Below are 24,438 nucleotides of genomic sequence, written 5' to 3'. Positions count from 1 at the left end.
CGACCTCGTTCGATTTCGCATTGCCGATCCCGACAGAAGGTCAGGCCACGTCGAGACGAAAACCCCCCGCGAAGGATTCTTGTTCCCGCCGCGCCGCGCATGTCAGGTTGCGAGTATCTCGCGTGGCGAATATGCTCGCGGTCGGCGAAACGCCGCTCAGCTTACGAGGATCTTCATGGCGATTGGTACGGTCAAGTTTTTCAATCAGGACAAGGGTTTCGGGTTCATCACGCCCGACGACGGCGGACAGGATGTCTTTGTCCATGTCTCCGGCGTGATCGCCGGCGGGCCCCTGCGCGACGGTTCGAAGGTCAGTTATGACCTCGGCCAGGACCGCAAGACCGGCAAGTCGAAAGCGGAAAACGTTCGCGCGCTCTGATCGACGCGGCAAGGGCGGCGGCTAGTCGATGCCCCCGCCGAGCAATTCAGGGGTAACGGGATCTGGCTCGCCGGCAAAGAAGCGCTCGAGGGCCAGACGAAACCTCTCGCCCTCCTCGCCGGCAGCTTTGCTGAACGGCGTCATCGACGAGCGGAATTTTAGGTCATCAGGCGAGCCGAAAATCTCATGGGCGGAACGGCCGGCTACCCCGAGCACCGCATCGACCGCTCGCGCCAATCTGTTGGCCAGCACGGGATGCCGGAGATAGTAGCAGGCCTCCGCGATAGAGGAAATTCCATAGAAGTTCGCAGTCGGAGACCGCCGCAGCGCGCCCGCGTCCTCATGCTTCGGGGGAATTGGCGCGCGCCCATGCCTCTGGACGCCTGCCCTTGATAATCTGCTCGATTTGCGATCGACATTCTTCCGGGTAGAATGTGACGGGGTTGCGGGACAGGCAAACAAAGACGGTCGCCATATCGGCGGCGATTACCTCGTCCACGCCGAATAGCTCCGTGAGGTCGAACCCGCCATGAGTGTCTGCGTTCCACCATGCCAGGATGAAGTTGGCCACCTTGCGAGATTGGCCGGTGTCGCCGCGACCGATCTTCAGCAGTCGCTCGAAAGCGGCGCGCTCATGTGCACTCATCCCCATATTTGCCCCTCCGTCACGTCTTGATTATTTACAGCAGAACTTAGGACTTTCGCTACAACCATGAGACAATTCGTTCCGTTATACGTGCACCTCATCGATCCTTAAAAATTTAAACTACCGCTTGAGCTCCTCCTTTATGAAATCGCCGATATGACTCGGCGTCAACGTCCGGTTTCGGAGTCCTTCTGCGATCGCCCCACGATTTCTTTGAATTTCGCTCGTTGTGCTGGCGTCTAAGACTTCATGTCTTCGGCCAGTTCGTCAAGCTCGGCTTGACGCTCGATTTCGCTTGCGGCGATCTCTTCATCGTAGTCTTTCTGGACTCGGGCAAGATACCCCTCACGCTGCGCATCGGCAGTGTCGCGCTGGTGATAAGCCTGCGCCATCGCTCTGGTATGGAACGTTTTGTATTGCTCTAGAGGTGCTGGCCATGGGGTGCGACCAGGAGACGCTCGCATGTGGCCTACCTCTTTCAGAACGTCGGCCTCGACCTTCGATAGTTGGGCATCGGCCTCTTCGAGATCACGATAATTTCGGTCCCGCTGCGCTGGCAGTTTCTCTAGCCTCTCCCGGATGCGAGCCATGTTCGTTTGCACTGGATACGAATCCACGCCGTGGCCCGGATAATATTTTTGAGCGAATGCCGCAGGGTCGCGCGCAAACTCGTTCCAACGCGCTTCATATTGCAGGGCGTTGAACTCCGTCGCGTCGATCCAACCTCTCGCCTCCTGGACTTTCATTTGCGCAGCCCGGATGCGGGCAGCTAGCCTCTTAGGAATGGGAGGCAATGACAAAGGTAGCTCCATCTCATCGAGAGTGATTTAAAGGCACAACAATAGAAGTTCTTCAAAATTGCGATTTCGTTCATGGGTCTTTGGGCCGGGATGCCGCTAGTAATCGTTTAAGCTGCGCATCCATTCGAGCATCGCGCTCCCCGAAGGTGATCGCGAATTGCTCTCCAGTTGGGCTGTTTACAAGTGCAGCCAGATTGCGAAGGTTAAGGTGAAGTTGCTCGACGCGAGGCATGAGCGGACGCAAGACCTTCGCGTCAACTCGAACAAGTCGACCGGCGAACTCGCCTGAACCGATTTCCCAGCGCACGAGGGTACGCTCTGGGCCAAAGCGGATAATTGGATTGTGTGCCCAGGTATTGCGCACGTCTGCGAGGATCTCAACCTCCGTCATGAGCGCATTGAAAGGGCCGGCGAGTTCCGCATGCAATTTGGCATGGAGCGTCTCGCGGACAAGGCGGACCCGTTGCTTTAGACCGGCCGTCTGCTTGTAAAATTCTTTCCGGCGCTTCACCTCGCTTCCAGGTTTTCCAAGAATATACAGAGTGAAGAGATCGACCTCGATGTAAGCTGTCCAGGCCATCATCTCACCGAGAAGGGCGATCTCGTCATTGGGAATGTCATTGATGGGGTATAGAGGGTCTAGAAAATGGATTGGAGATCCGTTCTTGGAATTTCTAAACAATAAACCGCAGAAACACCATTACATACCTATCTTTTACCTAAAAAGATGGGCTTTAGCTCCTGACCTGAGCAGGAATGAAACCCTTCCGCTCGCCAGGGTTAGCACCCGGACCTGCGAAGATTTGGAGGTTTACCGCTTTGGCAAACTCCAGAGGCGGCTCCTTGTTGTCGAGGACTATTATCTGCATAGAAGGATTGAGAGCCGCTAGGCTCTCCCAGAATTTCGGCTCGATTGTTGGCTCAATGCGGTCACTTTCCGCTTCAACGACAGATTGCCCACCACGCTGTTTCACGGTCGTCAAAGGAGAGTCAAGGACGAGAAACCCCGGATGAGGCCTCCCGCGGCTGTGACAATACCTCAACAACGCGACCGAAAGGGCAGCGTGGAGCACAGCGCGGAATCCCTTCCCATGTGCGCGGCGGAACTTGCCATTGACCTTGATGTCGTACTGGCTTTCCTCGAACTCTACCCTGACATCGTCCTTCCAAGACCAATCTCTCAGGACAGCTTCGATCTCCTTGCAGAGTTCCGTCGTCGCCATCGGGTCGAGAGGAGCCCATTTCAGTTTTTTCGGCGGTTCCTCGATGGCCCGTTCAAGCTCTGCCTTCAGCCCCTCTAGCCGGGCCGCTTCAGTCCGGTCGGCACGGGTCGACTGTAGTTCAAGCCGCCGCTTGACCAACTGGTCAAGCGAGGCCTTGGTTTGTTGTCGTGCTGGAGCCAAAACGACGTCCTGGAGCCTGTCGATCTCCCTTAGCCGGTCCGCGTCCTCGCGAGCACCTTTGTGCCAACCGTCACGCCGTTTTTGTAAGTCCGATATGGCGTTCTTGAGATCGGCCTGCAAGCCGCGTATTTTAGCCGCTTCGGCCGACGCCGAAGCGTAAACCTCATCGGAACTGAACTTAGGTCCCGGCTGATCCGGGTGATCGTGTTCAGCGCCTTCGAGCGCCTGTCCGCAGAGAGGACATGCGCTAGTCTGCAAGCCGTCCAGGTAATAGGAACCCTCGGCAATGAAATCGAGGCGCTGAAGGTCTGATGAGTACCTGTCGTCTAACAAACGGTAGCGGGTGAGCATCGCGTCGAGGGCGACGACTTGGGTCTCTGACTTCACAAGAGACTGGTAGACGGCCACGCGCTCCGAATGCAATCGCGTCCGTTCGGTGGCGTTCTGCTCCAAGGTGTCCGACAATCTTGCTATGGTACCTTCGAGACGCTCTATGCTCTCTTCCTCTTCAGCTTCCACATGATCCTTCAACCGGGCATGCAAGGGAGCAAGAAGGTCGGCGAGGAGATCGCGCTGCGCCTTCAGCTTGGCGGATATGATCTCGCGCTTCTCTTGGGCAACGATGCTCGCGTCGTCCTTTCCGGTCAGGAGATAGGAAAACATTCGTTTTTCAGCGGTGTCACTGAACCCACCCCTTAAAATCGGGGAACTTTCGGTTATAATGGCCTCTTCATCGACGAGGAAGATCGGCAACAAAGTGCGGATTGACAGGCGTTGAATCTCGCCGTCACTATTCTTCCTCAGCTTCACCGTCTCTGGCAGACCAAAAAAGGGAAACACCCTCGCGGTGACATCTGGATCAACAGATCGCCCTTGACGTTTCGACGCCAAGGTCTCGCCCTGATTGTTGCCATTCCGGATATGGTCATCTGGAGATCGGGGGAGTTCGAAATAGTCGTCGCTGATCAAGTCGCCAATGGGCTGGGAGTAGGCAATGACTTCGCCACCCTGAAGGCTCCGCTCCAAGGTAAGGACATCGTCCGCTTCGTTCCTGAACTCGAGCCATACAGTCTCGTATGCGGCGGCTTCGTCTATCGTCTTGGTCAGCTGATCGGCACCCAAGACATAGTCGACCAGTCTCAGGAGATAGCTCTTTCCGGTGTCGGAATCGCCGGACACAACGTTGGGGCCAGGATCAAAGCGGATCACCGCGTCAATCTGTCCTCGCCCAGTCATCCTTATCTCGGCAATACGAGACATTACAGATCAACGTCCTTCAATGCTGAGAGTGTGTCGAATTCTGCGCCCCATTCTCCAACTTGTGCGGCCATGTACGACTGCAAGCGTTCGTCGGTATAGGAATCGAACCGCTCGGCGAGCCATTTTGCCCGATCGCGAAGTCCTTCGGCGTATGACGTTTTGAGAAGGCCTACAAAAGCAGACGTGAGGTCCGAGCCCGAATAGTAGATTCCCAGATCGGTCATGTTTCTGATTACCAGCTCGCGAGCGCACATGAGCGACAGACCCGTGTCGACGACCTGGCGCTTGATCACCCATTCCGCCCCGCGGTTAGGCACCGCGGGATGAAGGCTTGGGTAGGACGTGTCGACGTCGCCTGAGTGGACGAGCAGATAGTCGTAACTTATCAGCCTTTGCACGTCGAATAAGGCCGGGCGAGACGCCGATAGAATGAACAGGAGCCTGAAACCACATTCGACTGGCGTATTGAACAAGCGCGGCGGTTGCGGTCTCGGCGCAAGCTTTGCCGCCTCACTCATTCTGGCACCACTTGGCGATGCCGTCATTGGCAAGATGATGGCATATACCTTCGCGATCCAATGGCTTGAGGTGAGGGTCGAGGACATGACCGCTAACAACCTGCGCCTGCGCGGCATTGATCGTCAAACGAAGGCGTTCGTGTCCGCTGGAAGCGGGACCGTTATAGGTATGATAGAGGCCGTCGCCAAATTGCGACACCAGATCGTGGAAAAACTCGACTTGCTGCATTTGATCGTGGGCGAGACGCTTTAGGCCCTCAGCGCTATAGAACGTGATGCGCGACCGCTCGAACAACGTGGCCGATTTTGAATGGCCCGCGAAATCTGCCTCTGCCCTCACGGGAGCGGAGATCATTTCGCTGATCACTTCGAAGAGCTGCTGAACGTAGGTCCGCTCCTCTTCTGTTATGGACGACGGCGGTGCGGGAGCGGGCGGTCGCTCGATCAATGGCTTGCCGAACACGATGTCATGAAAATTGGTCTGAGCATGCTCTTCGAGTATATCCAGGGGTTGCTTCACCTTGACAATCGAGAGGTCTGCCTTCTTTACGAAATCCAGCAACTTGCCTTCAAGCTTGATCTTGGTTTTCTTGGCGATTCCTTCTGCACAATATTCGTCCCAATTCGCGATCAGCTCATCTTTCAACTTCTTGGGATCATCGACTAGGTCCTGCAAGTCACCGGTTACGCCCTTCCGCGTCACAAACCAGTATTCTTTCGGCAGCGTGTATTTTCCGATGGATGCGAAATAGAGTACCTTCCCTATCTCCTCGAACGCGACCCCTTTACCGATTTTGTTGGCGTAGCGCTTGCACTGGTAGAGATGCCAAAATCGGTCGGGAGCCCCGGGCTTACCAAACCAAACGACGATGTCACGTCCTTTGTCCCCCGCCCCTCCACGTTGCTGGACATCGGTCACGCCGGGCAGCTTCTCCTTGAGGTAGCCATGAGCCCATTCGAGAACGAACCGCTCGAAGTCATCGGCGCTGAACAAACCCAAGCGATCTAAGGGTTTCACCGGTAGTCCGTATCCGACGCCGACACCCAGAAGCCTAGCATTCGCGCCGGGCCACTTGGTCGGAATGTCAACGGGCTTGAGTTGGTCTGTCAAAAAAGTCCTCCGGAGAGTATGCTCATTACAGTGCCCGCCCCAACGACACAAGCCAGAGGTGTAGCCCCACCTGTTCGAACTCCCCCACGAAATGGCGTTTCGCTCGGCATAGCCATCTCCGATCAGGAGAGCAGGAACGCCAAACTTTCTAAATGTCAGGATTCGCGGTTTGACCTACAAGCCGACAGATATAGCACTCGAGCCTCAGAAAACAGGCGCTGCATCTGCGGAACCGGCACTCATCTTTTTAGCCAAAGTTCCGAGGTCCTCTCCACCAAGACGCGGTCGGCCGGGAAGACCCGCTTCTGAAATGCCAGCAGGTCATCAAAGCTGCCCTGAAGCCACTGCCGGTATTCGTCGCGATGGAGCAGCACCGGCATACGCTCGTGAACCGGCGCGACCGCCTCGTTGGCATCGGTCACGACGCCGGAATAGACCGGCCCCCACTCATCGCTGACGCGCCAGAGGCCCGCCAAGCGAAGATCGGTTCCTCGCGAACACTGAACCAGGTTCTCGTCATCTTGCCTTTCTTAAGCACGTCATCCCGGCGCCGTGAAGCCTTGGACGGCGGTGTGCCGCTTTGCCATCGATCCCGTGTTCGCAGGACCTCGAACTTTTCGGACGGCGGCGGCTCGCGGTATTGGAACGCAATGACATCCTCGATCGATCCATGAAGCCAACGCTCGTATTCGTCCGGCTTCAGCAGGACCGGCATCCGATCGTTCAGGGGCCTGATCTTCTCGTTCGCCTTCATCGTCATGCCTGCGAAGACGGGTCCGAACTCCGGCGTGTTGCGGCAGAAGCCGGCCCAGGCGACCAGCGGCTGGCGATGAAGCGAGAACCACGTCCTCGTCTTCGACCCTTTGACCCGTCAGGATTGGCAAAGTGTGTTAGCGCTATCAGGCATCGATACTTGGCGTCGACGACAAGCCGATCCCACAGCGGATTGGTGAGGTCGGCAACGAGGCCAATGCGCCCCGGCGGCTCGCCTTTATGGCGCATCTCGCTGGTCTGCCGGGGAAAGCCCCAGGTTGGGGATTTCAGGAGGCGCAGGCCATCCTTTTCGAGCACGATCAGGCCAGGGGTGCCCTCGACGGTCTCGGAAGGAACGCTCGCTACCGAGGAAAGATTGACGCCGAAATGCTCGACGATTTCCTCAATCGGCCGAGATATAGAAAACAGGCGCGACAATTTCGGCCTCCGATCCAGTTTGGTTCCCCAAACTATCATGGGAACATACGAGGAACAATTGTCGGCCCTCGCGACGGCGAACCGCATAAGTTTTTTTGAAGTCGGCAAGCGCGTCGCCTCCGACCTCATGTCAATGATTCGCAAGCAAGAATCCCGCGCGGGCAAAAATGTGAGACAATTTTCCTATTTTCGGGTGGCTTGACTCTTTTTGCCGTGAGGAACAGATACAGAACAAATAGACCTGTACGACATGATGTCGCCTGCCAACACGAACCCGCTGGAGTCCGTGAACGATGAATGCTGCCCGAAACAGGGTGATAACCGAGCTGAGAGAGCGCATCGCCTCGATGGAGAGCCCTGCCTCGCGCAAAGCCGGTGCGTTGCCGTTTCAAGTGGCGGAGGTCGATGCCGCCCTGCCCGGCGGCGGTCTTGCCTACGGCGCGCTTCATGAGGTCTCGGGTGGCGGGGCCGGCGCGGTCGATGGCGCGGCGGCCGCGCTGTTCGCCGCCGGCATCGCGGCTCGAACGACGGGACCGATTGTCTGGTGCCTGACACGGCCGGACCTGTTTTTTCCGGCGCTGGCTCAGGTGGGACTGCATCCCGACCGCGTCTATTTCGTCGAGAGCGACAAGGAGGAAGATGTCCTGGCCAATGCCGAGGAGGCGCTTGCCTATGGCGGGCTCGGCGCCGTCGTCGCCGAGCTGGTGCGTCTGCCGATGGTGGCGAGCCGGCGGCTGCAGCTTGCCGCCGAAAAGACCGGGGCGATGGCGCTGGTTGTCCGGCGCTGGCGGCGGCCGACGGAGGCATCGGACTACGGCCAGCCGACCGCCTCGACCACACGATGGCGGGTGAGCGTACTTCCATCCGAGGAGTTACCGGTCCCTTGCGTCGGACGGCCGAACTGGCTTGTGGAAATTATGCGCGTGAAAGCGGGCGAGTGCGCTGAGTTTATCGTTGGAGCCTGTGATGCCTCGGGTCGTATCGATCTATCTACCGGACCTGCCCACCGACAGGATCAGGCGGGCCGATCCTTCGCTGCCGGCTGAGCAGCCCATCGCCGTCATCGCGCGCAGCGGTTCCCGGCGCTGGGTGGCCGCGGCCGACGCCGCCGCGCGGAAGGTCGGCGTGACGGTCGGGATGCCGGCGGCAAAAGCGCAGGCGCTGTTTCGCGATCTTATGCTGATCGATGCCGATCCGGCGGCCGACGCCGCTGCATTGGAACGCATCACGCTCTGGGCGCTGACGCAATATTCGCCGATCGTCGCGATGGATGCGCCAGACGGGATCGTGATGGACACCGAAGGCGCCGACCATCTGCAGGGCGGCGAGCAGCTCATGTTGACCGCGACCGCCAACCGGTTCCGGGGCAAATCCCTGACGGCCCGCGTCGCCATCGCCGACACCTGGGGCGCGGCGCATGCCTGCGCCCGTGTCATCGCCCGCGAAACCGTCATCGTGCCGCCGGGCGAAACGGCGCGCGCGGTCGAGCGTCTTCCAATTTCCCTGCTGCGCCTGCCCGAGCAAATCGTCGGCGATCTCAGAACTCTTGGCTTCCGAACGATCGGCCAGCTTTCCGCGACGCCGCGCGCGCCCCTCGCCCTCCGCTTCGGGCCGGAAATCGGCCGTCGGCTCGATCAGATGTATGGGCGCATGGCCGAGCCCATCGATCCCATCCGCACCCCGGATATTGTCGAGGTCAGCAAGGCCTTCGCCGAGCCCATCGGCGCGGCCGAGACCATCAACCGCTATGTCGCCGGCCTGGTGACGCAGCTCGTCGAAAAGCTGCAGCGCCGGGGGCACGGCGTTCGCCGCACCGACCTCATCGTCGAAAAGGTCGACGGCACACGACAGGCCATTCGCGCCGGCACGGCCAAGCCCTCGCGCGACGTCACATGGCTCACCAAGCTGTTTCGAGATAGGACGGAGAAGATCGAGCCCGGCTTCGGCATCGAGCGGCTGACGCTGGTCGCCGTCATGACCGAGCCGCTGGAAGAAGTTCAGAGGGCGTCCTCGCTGGTCGAAGACCAGATGACGGACGTCGTCCCCCTCATCGACGTCTTCGCCAATCGCGGCCAGCGGGTCTATCGCGTGATGCCGGTGGCAAGCGACGTTCCGGAGCGCAGCGTGCGGCGGATCGATCCTGCGGCGGTCGCCGCCGGCGCGACGTGGACCCAGCATTGGCCGCGGCCGGTCCGCCTGCTTTCCCGGCCGGAGCTGATCGAGGTGATCGCGCTCATGCCCGACCACCCTCCCGTATCCGTCACCTGGCGGGGCAAGCGCCGGCGCGTCAAGCGCGCCGACGGCCCGGAGCGTATATTCGGGGAATGGTGGACACGCGACGCGGAATATGAGGCGGTGCGCGACTATTTCGTCGTCGAGGACGAAACCGGCGAGCGCCTGTGGATCTTCCGCAGCGGCGACGGCGTCGATCCGGCGACCGGCTCGCATCGCTGGTTCGTGCATGGGATTTTCGCATGAGCTACGCCGAGCTTCAGGTGACCACCCATTTCTCGTTTCTGCGCGGGGCATCGTCGGCGCACGAGCTATTCCAGACGGCCAAGGCGCTCGGCATCTCGGCGCTCGGCGTGGTCGACCGCAATTCGCTCGCCGGCATCGTCCGGGCGCTGGAAGCGTCACGCGAGATGAAGATCCGGCTGGTCGTCGGCTGTCGGCTCGACCTTCAGGGCGGCATGTCGATCCTCGTCTATCCGACCGATCGCGCCGCCTATTCCCGGCTGACCCGGCTACTGACGCTCGGCAAATCTAGAGGCGGCAAGGCTAATTGCATCCTGCACCTCGATGACGTCGCCCAGTATGCGGAAGGGCTGATCGGCGTTCTCGTCCCAGATCTGGCGGACGAGACCTGCGCGGTGCAGCTCCGCAAGATGGCGGAGATTTTCGGGGGCCGCGCCTATATGGCTCTGACCTTGCGCCGCCGGCCGCGCGACCAGTTGCGGCTGCACAATCTGTCGAACCTCGCCACCCGCGTCGGGGTCCGCCCGGTGGTGACGAACGACGTGCTGTTTCATGATCCGGAGCGCCGCCAGCTGCAGGATGTCGTCAGCTGCATCCGGACCAACACCACCATCGACGATGTCGGCTTCGAACGCGAGCGCCATGCCGACCGCTATCTGAAACCGCCGGAGGAAATGGAACGGCTCTTTCCCCGATACAGGGAAGCGCTGGCGCGGACGATGGAGATCGTCGCGCGTTGCAAGTTCAGCCTCGAAGAGCTGACCTATCAGTATCCCGAGGAGGCTATCGTTCCCGGCAAGGACGCGCAGGCTTCGCTCGAGCATTATGTCTGGCAATGCGTTCCCGACCGATATCCGGAGGGCCTGCCGCCCAAGACGCTGCAGATCGTCCGGCACGAACTCGACCTGATCAAGGCGATGAAGTACGCGCCCTATTTCCTGACGGTGTTCTCCATCGTGCGGTTCGCGCGCTCGCAAGGCATCCTTTGCCAGGGGCGCGGATCGGCCGCCAATTCCGCCGTATGCTATATTCTCGGCATCACCTCCATCGATCCCGAGACCAACGACCTGCTGTTCGAGCGGTTTGTTTCTCGCGAGCGCGACGAGCCGCCGGACATCGATGTGGATTTTGAACATGCCAGGCGCGAAGAGGTCATCCAGTGGATTTACAAAACCTACGGGCATGACAAGGCGGCCCTGTGCGCGACCGTCACCCGTTACCGCGCCAAAGGCGCCATCCGGGATGTGGGCAAGGCGCTCGGCTTGCCGGAGGACGTGATCAAGGCGCTGTCGTCGGGCATGTGGTCGTGGTCGGAAGAAGTCAGCGATCGCAACGTCCGCGAACTCAACCTAAACCCGGAGGATCGGCGTCTCGTCCTGACGCTGAAGCTTGCCCAACAGCTGATGGGGGCGCCTCGCCATCTCGGTCAGCATCCCGGCGGCTTCGTCTTGACCAACGACCGCCTCGACGATCTCGTTCCCATCGAGCCGGCGACGATGAAGGATCGGCGGATTGTCGAATGGGACAAGGACGACGTCGAGGCGCTCAAGATCATGAAGGTCGATGTGCTCGCCCTCGGCATGTTGACCTGCATGAGCAAAGCCTTCGACCTGATCCGCGAGCACAAGGGCCGCGATCTCGATCTGGCGAAGATCGAGCCGGAGGACGCGCGGACCTATGAGATGATCCGTCGGGCCGACACGCTGGGCACCTTCCAGATCGAGAGCCGCGCGCAGATGTCGATGCTGCCCCGCATGAAACCCAGGACATTTTACGATCTCGTCATTCAGGTGGCTATCGTGCGGCCGGGTCCAATCCAGGGGGATATGGTCCATCCGTATCTCAGGCGGCGCGAAGGCAAGGAACAGCCGGAATATCCGACGCCGGAGCTCGAGGCGGTGCTGAGCAAGACGCTCGGCGTGCCGCTGTTTCAGGAATCCGCGATGCGGGTGGCAATGGTCTGCGCCGGATTTTCGGGGGGAGAGGCGGACCAGCTCCGGAAAAGCATGGCGACCTTCAAGTTCACTGGCGGCGTCTCGCGTTTCAAGGACAAGCTTGTGAACGGAATGATCGACAACGGCTATTCGGCGGAATTCGCCGACAAGACCTTCGGCCAGCTCGAAGGTTTTGGATCCTATGGTTTCCCCGAGTCGCACGCCGCGTCATTCGCATTGATCGCCTATGCGAGCAGCTTCATCAAATGCCACTATCCGGATGCTTTCTGCGCCGCCCTCTTGAATTCCCAGCCCATGGGTTTTTACGCTCCCGCCCAGATCGTTGGCGATTGCCGCCGGCATGGTGTCGAGGTGCGTCCGGTCTGCATCAACCGCTCCCGCTGGGACTGCACGCTCGAGCCGGTCGGGGATGGCGAGCGGCACGCCGTGCGTCTTGGAATGCGCATGGTGCGCGGGCTGGCGACCGCCGATGCCGCCAAAATCACTGCGGCGCGCGCCGACCAGCCGTTCGACAGCGTCGACGATATGTGGCGTCGCTCCGGCGTGCCGGCCGCTTCGCTCGTGGAGCTCGCCGAGGCCGACGCCTTTCTGCCTTCCCTTGGGCTTGAACGGCGCGACGCGATCTGGGCAATCAAGGCCCTGCGCGACGAGCCCCTCCCCCTCTTTGCCGCCGCGGCCGAGCGCGAAGCGCGCACCATTGCCGAGCAGCAGGAGCCGGATGTCGAATTGCGCCAGATGACCGAGGGCCACAATGTCATCGAGGACTACAGCCACACGGGATTGACGCTGCGCGAGCACCCCCTTTCCTTCCTCCGCCGAGATCTTGCCGAGCGGCGCATTGTGACCTGCCAGGAGGCGATGGCGGCGCGAGACGGGCGATGGCTGATGACCGCCGGCCTGGTGCTGGTCCGGCAAAAGCCGGGCAGCGCCAAGGGGGTGATGTTCATCACCATCGAGGACGAGACCGGCCCCGCGAATGTCGTGGTGTGGCCAAAGTTGTTCGAGCGGCGCCGGCGCGTCGTGCTCGGCTCATCCATGATGGCGATCAACGGCAGGATTCAGCGCGAAGGCGAGGTCGTGCATCTCATCGCCCAGCAGCTGTTCGATCTCTCCGTCGATCTGTCGAGCCTGTCGGAGCGCGATACCGAATTTCGGCTACCGGCCGGGCGCGGCGACGAGTTCGCCCATGGTGGCGGGCCGGACCCGCGCGATCGCCAGGCGCCGGCCGTGCGCCCACGCGACATGTTCGTAAAAGACTTGCATATCGATACGCTGAAGGTGAAAGCCCGGAATTTTCACTAGCCATGGCCAACAACAAGGAAGCGAGCAATGTTGGCGGCTTAGGGCGGCACCCATGTCCTTTCACACGGGTGCCGCCAGCGCGTCAGGCAGCGAGATGCTGTTCGAAGAAGCTGGCGATCTTGTCGAACGGGATTACGTCCACCTTGTCGTAGAGATCGACGTGGCTGGCACCGGGGATGATCATCAGTTCTTTCGGCTCAGCGGCATTTGCATAGGCGGTTTCGCTGAAGTAGCGCGAATGCGCCTTTTCACCATGGATCAGCAGCAGCGGTCGCGGCGAGATTTCCTTGATGTAGCTGAGGATCGGCATGTTCATGAACGCCATCGGCGTCGTGATCGTCCAGGCGTTGCCTGAGTTGACCGCACGCTTATGGTAGCCGCGCGGCGTCATGTAATAGTCGTGGTAATCGACCAGGAACTGCGCCTCGCCGCCCTTCAGCTCATTGTACGGCGGCTGGTAGGCCGGAGTGCCCTTCTCGGCATCGTCCCAGCGCTGCCGGCTCATCTGCTCCAGCGCCTGCGTGCGCTGTTCGGGGGTTACGCTGTCGTTGTAGCCCTTCGACATGACGCGGGTCATGTCGTACATGGTGCTGGCGACGACGGCCTTGACACGCTTGTCGGCGGCGACGGCATTCAACGCCATGCCGCCCCAGCCGCAGATGCCGATGACGCCGATGCGTTCGCGGTCGACGGAGGCGTGCAGGCCGAGATAATCCACCCCTGCCATGAAATCCTCTGTGTTGATGTCGGGCGAGGCGACGTTGCGCGGCTCGCCGCCGCTTTCGCCGGTATAGGACGGATCGAACGCCAGCGTGACGAAGCCGCGCTCCGCCATGGTCTGCGCATAGAGACCCGACGACTGTTCCTTGACGGCGCCGAACGGACCGCTGACGACGATGGCGGGCAGGCGGTCATTCGCCCGGTCCTTCGGCAGGTAGAGATCGCCCGCAAGGGTGATGCCGTAGCGGTTCCTGAAGGTGACTTTCTGATGGTCGACCTTTTCGCTTTTGGGGAAAACTTTGTCCCATTCCTGTGACATGTTCTGAGCCTTTGCGTTGGGAGTTTTGAGAAATGACGCTGCACCGAAGGCAGCAACACCCGCGCCGGTCAGCTTGAGCAGGTTGCGGCGGCCGGCATTGGGCGCGTCCAGATGATGGAGTTCGATTCCAGAGTCGGTGTTCCGGTTCATGGCAGGTTCTCCTTGCAGTTGTGAGAAAGGGGGCGCGCGCCGCGCGTCAGGTCAGCGCTTCGATGCGGAGCGGAAATTCGCCGCGCACCAGCAGAGGTTTTGCGCCCTGATCCAGCCGGCCGATCCGAACCAGCCCGCGCGACCAGCGGTAGGGGCCATGGAACATCGCGAGATTGCCCCAGGGCGCGTAGTAGCAGAGGTCGCCCACCGCCTCGTTCTCGAAGCGTGCGCTACCGTCATCGCTCAGCTTGCGCGGCAGGTAGGCGATCTTCTCGTTGGTCGAATAGTCGTCGATCGTGAGATCCTGCGGCAGCATCGCGAACAGCTCGCGCGCCGCGGCATTGTCTTCCAGCGTTGCCGAGAAATCCTGGTCAGCGAAGGTCAGTTTGAGGCGCATGATCGCTCCTTCCTGGGCTTGGGTGGTCGAGGGCAGAAAGATCGGCAGGGCAAGGCCGGCGACGCCTGTTGCCAGCAATCGACGCCGGGAGATCGGTACGGACGAGCCCATGTCAGATTGCCTCCGGCTTCAGCAGGCGCTGGCCATCGCCGATCAGGGCGATTGCGAGCACCGCCAGCACGACGCTGCCGATGAATGTCGCCTCGATGGAAATGCCGTCCAGCAGCAGCCCGCCGACGAGCGCGCCGAGCAGGATCGAGGCCTGGATCGCCGCGACCATCAGGCTGCCTGCGGCCTCGGGCGCATCGTCGGCGTTCTGCGACATCCACGTCATCCAGATCACCGAGAACATGGTGTTCATCGCACCCCAGATCATCATGAAGAAGCCAATGGCGGCGACCGAGAAACCGAAAAGAAGCAGCCCGACGGTGGCTCCGCCCATGACGAGCGCCGGCAGCTTCAGGAAGGGAGCGACGTTACCTTTGAGGAAACGGCCAGCAGCCCATGTGCCGATGAACCCCGCGCAGCCGAGAAGCAGCAGCAGGACCGACAGCGTCGTCACATCCACGCCTGTCACCTGCTCCAGAAACGGCCGCAGATAGGTGAACATGGTGAAGGCCGAACCCCAGGACAGCATGCAGGCGATCAGACCCCGCATGAAGTACGGACGCCTCAGCAGGCCGAGCATCGCCCGGAAATCCTGCTTCCGGTGCGCGGGCAGCGACGGCAGCGCGACCGCATGCCAGACGAGGTTGACGGCGACGATCGGCGTTAGCGCCCAGAACACCTCACGCCAGCCGAACAGGCCTCCGAGATAGCTGCCGACGGGAGTCGCAAAGGCGGCGGCAATCGCCTGCCCGCCATACATCAGGGCGAGCGCGCGGGGCACGTCTTCGGCCGGAACCAGCCGCATGATGACGGCGGTCGCCAGTGCCCAGAAACCGCCGATGCAGATGCCAAGCAACGCGCGACCGGCCATCAGCACGAGGAAGTTCGGCGCGGCGGCGACCAGGGCCAGCGAAAGCAGCATGAAGGCCGTCATCGCGATCAGCACCCATTTCCGGTTCAGCCGTCCGGCAGCGGTGGTGACGAGCATGCTGGCCGCAACGGCGAACAGCCCGCTGATCGAGATCGCCTGCCCCGTCTGCCCCTCGGTCGCGTTCAGCCCCTCGGCCATCGGCGTCAACAGGCTGACTGGCATGAATTCCGAGGCGATCAGCATCGCCACGCAAAGCGCCATCGAAAGGACGGCGCCCCAGGCGGCAGGCTTGCTGCCGGCATTTTCCACGGCGGAAACCATTGTCCGCATTCTCCTGTCCATCGGGTTCGATGCGGATATAGCTCGTCGACACTGAGGCGATTAGCCGTCGCAATTTGATTGGATCAATCGATGTCATCGATTAATCTCCGCTCATCGAACATCGCGAGGGAACATGGAGAAGACGGACTTCAACCAACTCACCTGGTTCCGGATCGTCGCCGAGGAGAAGAGCTTCACCAAGGCGGCGGCGAGGATCGGCGTGGCGCAGTCCACCCTCAGCTACGCCATCCGGCAGCTTGAGACGAACATGGGCATTCGCCTTCTGACGCGCACGACGCGCAACGTCGCCACGACGCCGGCGGGCGAGCGGCTTCTGCAGACGATCACGCCGCGCATGGCGGAGATCGAGGATGAGATTGCTGCACTATCGACGTTCCGCGACACGCCGACGGGCACGATCCGGCTGACGCTCTCCGACCACGCGCTCGAAAGCGTCGTCTGGCCGAAGCTGAAGCCGGTGCTCAAGGCCTATCCCGATATCAACGTCGAACTGATCCTCGACAGCACCTTCCGCAATATCGTCGAGGACGGTTTCGACGCGGGCGTGCGGCTCGGCGAAAGCGTCGAGAAGGATATGATCGCGATGCGCATCGGGCCGGACTGGCGGCTGGTCGCGGTCGCTTCGCCCGGCTATCTCGACGAACATGGCTTGCCGGACCATCCGCAGGACCTGGTCGGGCATGCCTGCATCAACATGCGCCACGAGACTGCCGGCGGCCTTTACGCATGGGAATTCGAGAAAGACGGACAGGAACTGCGCGTACGCGTCAGCGGCCAGCTCACCTTCAACAACTCCTATGCCATGATCGACGCTGCGGTGAGTGGCTACGGCATCGCCTATGTGCCGGAGAATATTGTCGAGCCGCATATCGCTTCAGGGGCGCTGGTGCAGGTGCTGGACGACTGGTCGCCGTTTTTCGACGGCTATTTCCTCTACTATCCCAGCCGCCGCCAGAACCTTCCGGCGTTCAAGGTCATTGTCGACGCGTTGCGGCATCGCAATTAGCCGAACGACTACGGATATGCCTGCGATATAGGTCGAGCCGCCAGCCGGATCGTTGCTACAAGGGCCACCCTTCCTCACTCGATCCAAGGCAAACTCGCCAGCAGGGCGGCAATACGGGTCTACTCGTCCCTTGCCTTATCGCACCTCGCAGGGAGAATCTTACTATTTCAATCGTGGGGATCAGATTTCTGAGGGGGGTGCTGAGATCGCCCCGACCCGCCGGTCGCGCAGATTTTTGTGCGCGGGATGCCGCGCACACCTTCAGCCATCGTAGCCAGCGGCCGCAGACGATCCTTATCGTGTTGGGGCGGTTCCAAAATCCATTGATGCGGTTTTCAGACACGCTGATGAGACCCATCTTTGCAGCATCGCGAATCGCATAACGCGCTGTCGTGCATCCGACACCCGCACGCGCAGCGATTTCGGGCAATGACATCGTCGATTGGCCTCGCTCCATGACCGCCCGCGCGATGACGGAGAGCACCGCCAGCTTGCTGACGGTGAAGGCCTGAGCCAGGCACGTTGGAATGATGCAGTCCTTGGCGAGCCCCCGCCGGCGAAGCCAGCAAGCAGCGCGCTTCTGCAAAGGAATCGCCGGACGGCAATGACGGGTGCATCCCTTCGCCCGAACCGTTCGCATCATTGCGCTGATCGACAGCCGCCGGTGCTCGATCACAGGAGCAAGATATTCCATCTCCTCGTCGGCGATCAGTCCTTCGCCGTTTAGTATCCAGGCAGCTTTCGCGCATTCATCGACTTGTTGCTGCGTACCGGCTGCAAGCAGGCGCGCCAATAGGCTCGGCCCATAGGCCGTTCGGATCGTGGCAGGCATGATCTCTCCATATTCAATGATGACAACGGAGGGACCGGCGCGCAGGACACACGTATCCGTGGCAAGAATTAGCTTGCAGCGGCGGCGTCAATGTGCGAAAAAATCAGTGGCTATAAGACTTTTGCGCACATCTTCGTGTGTCACTCGACCCGTCTCTCCGAGGCGGGTTTTATTTTGTCTACGGCATGGCACCTCCACCGCTCGATTGCTTATGAAGCGAGTCACGACAGTAATTATATTTTACTTGTAGACCAACCAAAAAGCCGAGCCGCCGCGAAAACGCCGCTTTTTGCTCGTGTAGAGGTTGCGCGACAAAACTGGAGGCTGGCGGTACCGTATCCGCCCGCTCCGCCATCAGCTTATCGACGATCCTCCGCCATACTTCGCGATCAGAGCCAGCGGTTCCCGCCCCTCGGACGCCGTGCGACGGGACAAGGAAAGGATGACCGCAAATGGCCATTGAGAGTGCTGCCGACCTTGTGCAATTCCTCGCGGAGGAGCTTCGACAGCGCGGGACGAAGCTCCATGAATTTTCGGAGATGACGGGTATTTCGGAAGAGCGGCTGGAATACCTTCAGGCCGGCGCCTGGCATCGCCTGACGGTCAAGGAGATCGGCGCGATCGCCGAGTGCCTGCATGTCGATTTCACCGCGATCTGGTCACTTGTTCAGAAGCACGGAAACGGGATGGGCGAACGTCCCCGACCATAAGCCGCTGGCCTTATCCCTGGCGGATGATTCGGCGACTGCATAGGCCGCGGACACCGGGGCACCGGACGGAAACACTGCGGCGAAGGCTGCGCCGGAAGAGATCAGCGCGGTCCCGACATCGACGGTGGTGTTGTCGAGCTGGGCGGCACAGACGACGAAGGTCGCATCGTCCTTCGCCCGGCCGACCGGCTGGCACCCGACCATACCCGTCGAAAACAGTGCCGCAAGAGACGCAATCGACTGCATGCCGCAATCGCTTTCCGCGCCGTCAGGGGCACGATAGATCGTGCCTCGAATGCACGCTTGCACGGCGAACAGCCTGAATTTCCGGCCTTCGTACTGCCAGCTATCGCCCGTTTCAAAACTCACGGCCGCAGGAAACGAGATCGTCTCCTCTTGCGCACGCGCCGTCGTCGCCAGCACTAAGGCCACGGCAATGGAAAGCTCAATCCGCATTCTGGAACCCCATCGATCGAGAAAGCGATTGCGATGCTTCGAGGTCCGGCCGACGGGATCGGCCCTCAGCTGTCCGCCCGATTGCGGCAAGGCCGAGGAAGACCATGCTGTCGTCATCGTTGACGGTCTTGAACGGTTCGCCCTTGCCGCCGACGAGGACGAAACATGAGGCCGGAGTGGTCTCGCCAGCGGCCGGCGTCAGCACCAGGGTCTTGCAGAGGATGACGCTGGCGCGCCTGTGATAGACCGCCCCGGCGTAGTCGCGCGCCGCGTCGGTGCAGCTCCAGGACTGCACCCGGTTATAGACGACCTTCTCCGTCGGGCAGGCGTTCAGGCCGCGCAGGGTAAACCGCCGGCCGGCGATCATCCGCTCGACCGGGCCGCCGATTTCGACCTCCCCATCGAGCTTTTCCACAGACCGCGCCGCAAGTCTTCCTTCGGCGTCGAAGCGCTCCAGTACGAACGTCTTCGCCCCCTCATCCCGGAACTGACGAAGGTAGTTTGGCGACGGCTCACCATAGGGATCTTCACCCTCCGCAACGGCGAATCCAGCGCCTCCGACGAGGAGCCAAGCGGCCATCTCGAGAACCTTGAGTTGTTTGTGCATTGCAGAAAAAGCCATTTCTGAATTGACAGAGGAATCCTTCGCGAATTAACTATAGTTTATTCGCAAACGCGGCAACCCGGACATTCGAATTGAAAACCACCCTGCTTTTCCTCCTCGTCTCGACCTCGCCGATCGCGGCGCAAGCCTGCGATCCGGTCGATACGAACCGCGTTCTGGAGATGGTGCGGACCATCGCCACCGAAGAAGACCTGGATCCCGATCTGGCGCTCGCTGTGGTTGACGTCGAGAGCGCGGGCGGCCAGCACCAGGTCTCCGAGGCGGGTGCCGTCGGCATCATGCAGCTGATGCCGGAGACCGCCTCCGACTATGGCGTCACGGACCGTTGCGACCCCGAAGAAAACATCCGCGCCGGTGTCCGCTACCTCAAAAAGCTCTACGGGGAATTCGACGATCCGCTGCTGATGCTCGCCGCCTACAACGCCGGCCCTGAGCGCGTCTACAGACAAGGCGGCATTCCCGAATTCAACGAGACCGCCCAGTACATCGTCAAGGTGATGAACCGCTGGACGCTGAACGCCAAGGCGTCAGTGGCGCAGGAAAAGCGCGCCGGAAACCGCCTCCCCCGAAAAGAGACCGTTGCGCTGGCGCCCTCGCCCTGGCGCGACCAGCACGTCTGGACCGCCGAATAGCGCCGGCCCCCCGATCATCCTCCCAAGACATGAAGGACTTCGCATGAGCATTTCCCCGATTACGCCGCGCCGGCGCGGCAAGGCCGTCCTGTCGCTGGCGCTGCTCGCGACCACGATCGCGCTGGTCCCCGAACTCGCCTATGCGCAGTCGGCAGCGCCCGTCGAAGGCATCCTCGAATGGTTCGTCGGTGTCCTCCAGGGCAGTGTCGCCCGCTCGCTCGCCATCATAGCCGTCTGCTTCCTCGGCTTCCTGTTCCTAACCGGCCGCATGGCCTGGCAGGGCGCGATCTCCATCGTCATCGGCATCGCCATCATCTTCGGCGCCGCCGAACTGGTCGACGCCATGAAGGCGGCAGGGGGTGTCTGACATGCGTGATGATGCACCCGATGTCGAACCGCTCATCCAGCCGCTGACCCGGCCGCCGACATATTTCGGGGTCGACATCATCGTGTTCGTGGTGAACGGCATCTTCGGGATCGTCATCTTCATCGCATCGTCGAGCTTTCTCGCGCCACTGGTCGTCCTGCCGGTTCATTTCATCGGGCTCTACCTCTGCCAGCGCGACATCCACATCGTCCGCGTGGCGCAGGTCTTTCTGTCGATGCGCCGGGCGATCCGTAACCGGCGCTTCTGGAAAGCGGGGAGCTATGCCCCATGAACATCGTCAATCACGATCTGAAGTTCGGGCGGGAGCGTGCCCGCGATCTGGGGATCGGCACGCATGTTCCCTACCTTCGCCATGTCGACGAGGAGACGATCGTCACCAAGTCCGGGTTGCTGCTGCAGGTGATCCGGCTGTCAGGCCTGCCCTACCAGACCATGGACCAGGCGGAGATCAATGCGCGTCTTGCCAATCGCAACATGACGGTCCGTTCGCTCGGCTCGTCGCGTTTCGCGCTCTATGCCACCATTATCCGGCGCAAGATCGCACCTGCCATCGATGGCGATTTCGACAATCCCTTCGCGGACGAGCTGAACGCCCGCTACATGGACGGCCTCCAGCACCGGACGATGTTCGTCAACGAGCTTTATCTGACGGTGATCCGGCGCCCCATGACCGGGCGCGCCGGCAAGGTCGATCGCATGTTCGACATCTTCCGCATGGCCGACAACGAGGTCGAAGCCAGGGGCGAGGCGCTGCGCGACCTCAAGGACATGGTCTCTGGCATCGTCGGCGATTTCCGCACCTACCGCCCGGAGATCCTCTCCTGCGTGACGCGCGATGGCGGCCTCTTTTCCGAACCGGCCGAATTCTTCGCGAAGATCCTCGCCGCCGGCGATGAGCGCAGCATGCCCCTGCCCCGCATGTCGCTTGCCGACTATATCGGAACTGGGCGGATCATGTTCGGCCGCAAGGCGACGGAGATTTGGTCGGCCGATGGCGCGACGTCGAAGGTCGCCGCCATGGTGTCGATCAAGGAATATCCGCCGATGACGACACCCGGCCAGCTCGACGGCCTGCTGCGTCTTCCCTACGAGTTCATTCTCACCCATTCCTTCGCGCCGGAAGACCGCACCACGGTCACGGAGGCGATCGCCACGATCAGCCGGCAGATTTCCAACTCCGACGACGGCGGCACGGCCGTCGAAGACGATATCGAGACGGCCCGCGACCGACTGGCGTCAGGCGAAGTCGTGTTCGGCAAGCACCATATGACCGTCGCGGTGCTCGAGCGCGACCTGCCGCGGCTGAACCGGGCGGTGGCCGACGTCACCGCCGAATTGGCGCGCATGGGCGTCGTCGCCGTACGCGAAGACCTCAATCAGGAAGCGGCCTGGTGGGCGCAACTGCCGACGAATTTCGCCTATATCGCCCGGCAGGGCCTGATCTCGTCGGTGAATTTCGCCGGCCTGTTCTCGGCGCACAATTTCCCGTCCGGGCAGACGCATAAGGTCCATTGGGGAATGCCCGTCTCGCTGCTGGAGACCACCAGCCAGACGGCCTATTTCTTCAATTTCCATGAGGCGGATGTCGGCAACTTCACCGTCATCGGTCCGACCGGCTCGGGCAAGACCGTCGCCCTCTCCTTCCTGCTTGCCCAAGGCATGCGCATCCAGCCGCGCCCGCGCTGCGTCTTCATCGACAAGGACAGGGGTGGCGAGATTTTCGTGCGCGCGATGGGCGGACGCTACGAGCGGCTGTCGCCCGGTGAACCGACCGGCTTCGCACCGCTGCAGCTTGAGGACACGCCGGCCAACCGGAGCTTCGGCAAGACGCTGGTCTCGTACCTCGTCACGCCCTCGGACCGGGTTCTGAATGCCGAGGAAATGGCTGTGATCTCCGATGCGGTCGACAGCATCTATACCGATTTCGAGCGGCCACAGCGCCGGCTCGACATGCTTGCCGAGGCGATGCGCGGGCGGATGCGGTCGGGGATCGGCGACCTGGCCGACCGGCTGAAGGAATGGACCACGGGCGACAAGGGCTGGCTGTTCAATAACCCCACGGACAAGCTCGACTTCGACGGCTCGGTTATCGGCTTCGACATGACGGAGATCCTCTCCGACAAGCGAACGCGCTCGGCCGCCCTCCTTTATATGTTTCATCGCATTGGCGAAATCCTAGACGGCCGTCCTTCGATGATCTTTCTCGATGAGGGTTGGCGGCTGCTCGATGACGAGGTTTTTTCCGGTTTCATCAAGGACTGGCTCAAAACTATCCGCAAAATGAACGGCATCGTCGGCTTCGGCACGCAATCGGCGGCCGACGTCGTGCGCTCCGATCTGCGCAACACGATCATCGAGCAGACGATGACCAACATCTTCTTCCCGAACGCGTCCGCCGACGAGGAAAGCTACCGCAAGGCGTTCGGCCTCTCGGAAAAGGAATTCCGCTTCGTGAAGCAAGCGGACAAGGCCAGCCGCACCTTTCTCATCAAACACGCGCAGGATTCGATCATCGCCCGGCTCGACCTCTCGGCGATGCCCGATCTGGTCAAGGTGCTTTCCGGACGGCCGGAGACCGTGCGCGAATGCCAGGCGTTGCGCGAGACGTATGGCGAGGCGCCGGCGGCGTGGCTTCCCCATTTCTGCGGCTGGACCATTCCGGAGGCGACCGATGCGTAGAGCGATCATTCTTTTGCTGTCCGCCACAATCGCCGGAGCCCTGGCGCCCTCGGTCCGGGCTGATATTCCGGTCTACGACGACGATGTGGAGGACAAGCGTGCCGAGGACGAGGAGCACTCGAAGAAGGACACGGAAACGCAAGCCGAGCAGCTCGAGGGGCAGGAGATCACCAACTGCAACATCTCCCAGAAGGAGAAGAAACGGCGGCTTTACCGCTCGCCGGCGCAAGCCGTGAAAGAGGACGCAAAGAACGTCGAACTGATCAAGCACTATGCGGAAAAGCACAATGTCCCCGTCGGCCTCGCATTGTCGGTCGCCCATGCCGAGTCCGGGATTTCGACGTGCTCTGGCTCGCCCACCGGCGTCAAGGGCGTCATGCAGCTGACGAAGCGGACCGGCAAGGGCATGGGCTTCGACCGCGACATCAACGAGGAGAATATCGAGGGCGGCGTCAAATACCTCGGCATGGGCGTCAACAAATGCGGCAGCACCAACTATGCCTGCCTCGCCTCCTGGTACAACGGATCGACCGCGGCCGAGCAGAAGAACTGGGCCGGCAAAGTTGGCCGGAACCATACCTGGTTCAACGCCTATGCCGGCGGCTCGAACATCGAGGACATCGCCTCGCCTTCATATAAATCCTATGTCGACTATGGCTCGGGCGCGACGCGCAGCTCGAGCAGCGCTGCGGCCGACGCGATCGACCGGGCCGTTTCCGGCATCGACGCAAGTTCCGCGCGCGTCCAGGAGGCGGGCCGGCGCATCGATGCGCTGTCGGCGTCGGTCGGCGCCTCCGAGATCTATCAGGATGCCTGGGACGACAACACGCAGGCTCGTGCCGTCAATGCCGAGCTTCTGAACAACCTCATCACCGCGCGCAACCTCTTCAACGAGCTCCTGCAGGCGCGCATGCAGATGCGGCTTTCGAAAACATCCGAGACCGCCAAGACGCTGAAGTCCGACAGCAAGGTCAATCCCTATAGCTGCGATCCGGTCATCCTTGAGGCGATGAAGGTGCCGCGCGAGGATTGGCCGCGCTGCGCGGTGGTCGCGGCCGCCGACGCCGACAGCGAAATCCTCTCGTCGGGAGGCTCGGATCGCTCGGTCAGTGACAATCTCTCATCCATCCAGAACGCCGCCAACGCGGCCGATTAAGGGGGTT

General features: G+C 61.2%; 27 protein-coding genes. 11 read left to right on the top strand and 16 right to left on the bottom strand.

All coding sequences use genetic code 11. From position 1 onward, the window contains the following. Positions 1–175 precede the first annotated feature (175 nt). A complete protein-coding gene (locus AC1Q6Z_RS27330; protein WP_137934796.1) occupies positions 176–379 on the top strand; it encodes a cold-shock protein in 204 nt (67 codons plus the stop codon). 21 nt (positions 380–400) lie between these two features. Here AC1Q6Z_RS27330 and AC1Q6Z_RS27325 read toward each other — a convergent pair whose 3' ends face one another. From AC1Q6Z_RS27325 to AC1Q6Z_RS27280, 10 genes are all read right to left on the bottom strand, one after another. After that, positions 401–706, bottom strand: a complete 306-nt coding sequence (locus AC1Q6Z_RS27325) for a DUF1810 family protein (protein WP_395773292.1) — start codon at positions 704–706, stop codon at positions 401–403. A gap of 13 nt (positions 707–719) precedes the next feature. Continuing rightward, positions 720–1,031 carry a DUF7673 family protein gene (locus AC1Q6Z_RS27320; protein WP_332313042.1) on the bottom strand — a complete coding sequence of 104 codons (312 nt, stop codon included), beginning with the start codon at positions 1,029–1,031 and terminating at the stop codon, positions 720–722. Between the two features lie 233 nt (positions 1,032–1,264). After that, entirely contained in the window at positions 1,265–1,771 is a 507-nt protein-coding gene (locus tag AC1Q6Z_RS27315; protein ID WP_137934758.1) for a hypothetical protein, read from the bottom strand. Between the two features lie 124 nt (positions 1,772–1,895). Continuing rightward, a complete protein-coding gene (locus AC1Q6Z_RS27310; protein WP_137934759.1) occupies positions 1,896–2,405 on the bottom strand; it encodes a hypothetical protein in 510 nt (169 codons plus the stop codon). Positions 2,406–2,559: 154 nt separating this feature from the next. Continuing rightward, complete coding sequence (locus tag AC1Q6Z_RS27305) at positions 2,560–4,488, bottom strand: hypothetical protein (RefSeq protein WP_137934760.1); 1,929 nt, start codon at positions 4,486–4,488, stop codon at positions 2,560–2,562. Continuing rightward, positions 4,488–5,006 (bottom strand): ABC-three component system middle component 2, encoded by a 519-nt coding sequence (locus AC1Q6Z_RS27300; RefSeq protein WP_137934761.1) that lies wholly within the window; start codon positions 5,004–5,006, stop codon positions 4,488–4,490. The genes AC1Q6Z_RS27305 and AC1Q6Z_RS27300 overlap by 1 nt, the downstream gene beginning before the upstream one ends. Beyond that, complete coding sequence (locus tag AC1Q6Z_RS27295) at positions 4,999–6,117, bottom strand: ABC-three component system protein (protein ID WP_210240495.1); 1,119 nt, start codon at positions 6,115–6,117, stop codon at positions 4,999–5,001. The genes AC1Q6Z_RS27300 and AC1Q6Z_RS27295 overlap by 8 nt, the downstream gene beginning before the upstream one ends. A gap of 239 nt (positions 6,118–6,356) precedes the next feature. Beyond that, positions 6,357–6,593: an SOS response-associated peptidase family protein gene (locus AC1Q6Z_RS27290; RefSeq protein ID WP_232375838.1), complete on the bottom strand. Its 237-nt coding sequence runs from the start codon at positions 6,591–6,593 to the stop codon at positions 6,357–6,359. After that, positions 6,536–6,937 carry an SOS response-associated peptidase family protein gene (locus AC1Q6Z_RS27285; protein ID WP_332313068.1) on the bottom strand — a complete coding sequence of 134 codons (402 nt, stop codon included), beginning with the start codon at positions 6,935–6,937 and terminating at the stop codon, positions 6,536–6,538. Before AC1Q6Z_RS27285 ends, AC1Q6Z_RS27290 begins: the two co-directional genes overlap by 58 nt. Beyond that, positions 6,874–7,308: a hypothetical protein gene (locus tag AC1Q6Z_RS27280; protein ID WP_232375839.1), complete on the bottom strand. Its 435-nt coding sequence runs from the start codon at positions 7,306–7,308 to the stop codon at positions 6,874–6,876. The genes AC1Q6Z_RS27285 and AC1Q6Z_RS27280 overlap by 64 nt, the downstream gene beginning before the upstream one ends. Before the next feature lie 293 nt (positions 7,309–7,601). On the opposite strand from AC1Q6Z_RS27280, the gene AC1Q6Z_RS27275 reads away from it, so the two are divergent. The 3 genes from AC1Q6Z_RS27275 to AC1Q6Z_RS27265 are packed head-to-tail and all read left to right on the top strand — an operon-like array spanning position 7,602 to position 13,040. Then, positions 7,602–8,354, top strand: a complete 753-nt coding sequence (locus AC1Q6Z_RS27275) for an ImuA family protein (protein WP_137934762.1) — start codon at positions 7,602–7,604, stop codon at positions 8,352–8,354. Beyond that, a complete protein-coding gene (locus AC1Q6Z_RS27270) occupies positions 8,275–9,786 on the top strand; it encodes a Y-family DNA polymerase (protein WP_171026490.1) in 1,512 nt (503 codons plus the stop codon). Before AC1Q6Z_RS27275 ends, AC1Q6Z_RS27270 begins: the two co-directional genes overlap by 80 nt. Next, complete coding sequence (locus tag AC1Q6Z_RS27265; RefSeq protein WP_137934763.1) at positions 9,783–13,040, top strand: error-prone DNA polymerase; 3,258 nt, start codon at positions 9,783–9,785, stop codon at positions 13,038–13,040. The genes AC1Q6Z_RS27270 and AC1Q6Z_RS27265 overlap by 4 nt, the downstream gene beginning before the upstream one ends. 82 nt (positions 13,041–13,122) lie before the next feature. On the opposite strand, the gene AC1Q6Z_RS27260 is transcribed toward AC1Q6Z_RS27265, so the two are convergent. From AC1Q6Z_RS27260 to AC1Q6Z_RS27250, 3 genes are read right to left on the bottom strand one after another with little or no spacing between them, the layout of a single operon-like run. Next, positions 13,123–14,229, bottom strand: coding sequence for an alpha/beta hydrolase (locus AC1Q6Z_RS27260; RefSeq protein ID WP_137934764.1), 1,107 nt, complete (start codon positions 14,227–14,229; stop codon positions 13,123–13,125). 46 nt (positions 14,230–14,275) lie between these two features. Then, on the bottom strand, positions 14,276–14,737 hold the full coding sequence (locus AC1Q6Z_RS27255) for a cyclophilin-like fold protein (protein ID WP_232375840.1): 462 nt from the start codon (positions 14,735–14,737) through the stop codon (positions 14,276–14,278). A 1-nt stretch (position 14,738) separates the two neighbouring features. Beyond that, positions 14,739–15,926: an MFS transporter gene (locus tag AC1Q6Z_RS27250; RefSeq protein WP_137934765.1), complete on the bottom strand. Its 1,188-nt coding sequence runs from the start codon at positions 15,924–15,926 to the stop codon at positions 14,739–14,741. A gap of 133 nt (positions 15,927–16,059) precedes the next feature. Between AC1Q6Z_RS27250 and AC1Q6Z_RS27245 the strand changes: the two genes are divergently transcribed. After that, entirely contained in the window at positions 16,060–16,953 is an 894-nt protein-coding gene (locus tag AC1Q6Z_RS27245) for a LysR family transcriptional regulator (protein ID WP_137934766.1), read from the top strand. A 55-nt stretch (positions 16,954–17,008) separates the two neighbouring features. Here the strand turns inward: AC1Q6Z_RS27245 and AC1Q6Z_RS27240 are convergent, their stop codons facing one another. Next, a complete protein-coding gene (locus AC1Q6Z_RS27240) occupies positions 17,009–17,785 on the bottom strand; it encodes a hypothetical protein (RefSeq protein ID WP_137934767.1) in 777 nt (258 codons plus the stop codon). 452 nt (positions 17,786–18,237) lie between these two features. Between AC1Q6Z_RS27240 and AC1Q6Z_RS27235 the strand changes: the two genes are divergently transcribed. Next, on the top strand, positions 18,238–18,495 hold the full coding sequence (locus tag AC1Q6Z_RS27235; protein ID WP_137934768.1) for a helix-turn-helix domain-containing protein: 258 nt from the start codon (positions 18,238–18,240) through the stop codon (positions 18,493–18,495). Here the strand turns inward: AC1Q6Z_RS27235 and AC1Q6Z_RS27230 are convergent. Both AC1Q6Z_RS27230 and AC1Q6Z_RS27225 read right to left on the bottom strand, forming a co-directional pair. After that, entirely contained in the window at positions 18,445–18,951 is a 507-nt protein-coding gene (locus tag AC1Q6Z_RS27230) for a thermonuclease family protein (protein ID WP_137934769.1), read from the bottom strand. The two genes, AC1Q6Z_RS27235 and AC1Q6Z_RS27230, sit on opposite strands and share 51 nt — an antisense overlap. Further along, a complete protein-coding gene (locus tag AC1Q6Z_RS27225) occupies positions 18,941–19,531 on the bottom strand; it encodes a hypothetical protein (RefSeq protein WP_298799544.1) in 591 nt (196 codons plus the stop codon). Before AC1Q6Z_RS27225 ends, AC1Q6Z_RS27230 begins: the two co-directional genes overlap by 11 nt. 116 nt (positions 19,532–19,647) lie before the next feature. Here AC1Q6Z_RS27225 and AC1Q6Z_RS27220 point away from each other — a divergent pair, with 116 nt between their 5' ends. Genes AC1Q6Z_RS27220 through AC1Q6Z_RS27200 form a run of 5 tightly spaced genes read left to right on the top strand, consistent with a single transcriptional unit; the run spans position 19,648 to position 24,431 of the window. Then, positions 19,648–20,208, top strand: coding sequence for a lytic transglycosylase domain-containing protein (locus tag AC1Q6Z_RS27220; protein ID WP_137934771.1), 561 nt, complete (start codon positions 19,648–19,650; stop codon positions 20,206–20,208). Between the two features lie 43 nt (positions 20,209–20,251). Next, entirely contained in the window at positions 20,252–20,575 is a 324-nt protein-coding gene (locus AC1Q6Z_RS27215; protein ID WP_137934772.1) for a TrbC/VirB2 family type IV secretion system protein, read from the top strand. 1 nt (position 20,576) lies between these two features. Then, entirely contained in the window at positions 20,577–20,867 is a 291-nt protein-coding gene (locus AC1Q6Z_RS27210) for a VirB3 family type IV secretion system protein (protein ID WP_137934773.1), read from the top strand. Beyond that, positions 20,864–23,275, top strand: a complete 2,412-nt coding sequence (locus tag AC1Q6Z_RS27205; protein WP_137934774.1) for a VirB4 family type IV secretion/conjugal transfer ATPase — start codon at positions 20,864–20,866, stop codon at positions 23,273–23,275. Before AC1Q6Z_RS27210 ends, AC1Q6Z_RS27205 begins: the two co-directional genes overlap by 4 nt. Next, positions 23,268–24,431: a transglycosylase SLT domain-containing protein gene (locus AC1Q6Z_RS27200; RefSeq protein ID WP_171026492.1), complete on the top strand. Its 1,164-nt coding sequence runs from the start codon at positions 23,268–23,270 to the stop codon at positions 24,429–24,431. The genes AC1Q6Z_RS27205 and AC1Q6Z_RS27200 overlap by 8 nt, the downstream gene beginning before the upstream one ends. Positions 24,432–24,438: the final 7 nt, after the last annotated feature.

Source organism: Shinella sp. GW835-FHT14H05 (assembly GCF_058793575.1).
The sequence above is the reverse complement of the archived record's forward strand: the minus strand, read 5'-3'. Positions and strand labels throughout refer to the sequence as shown.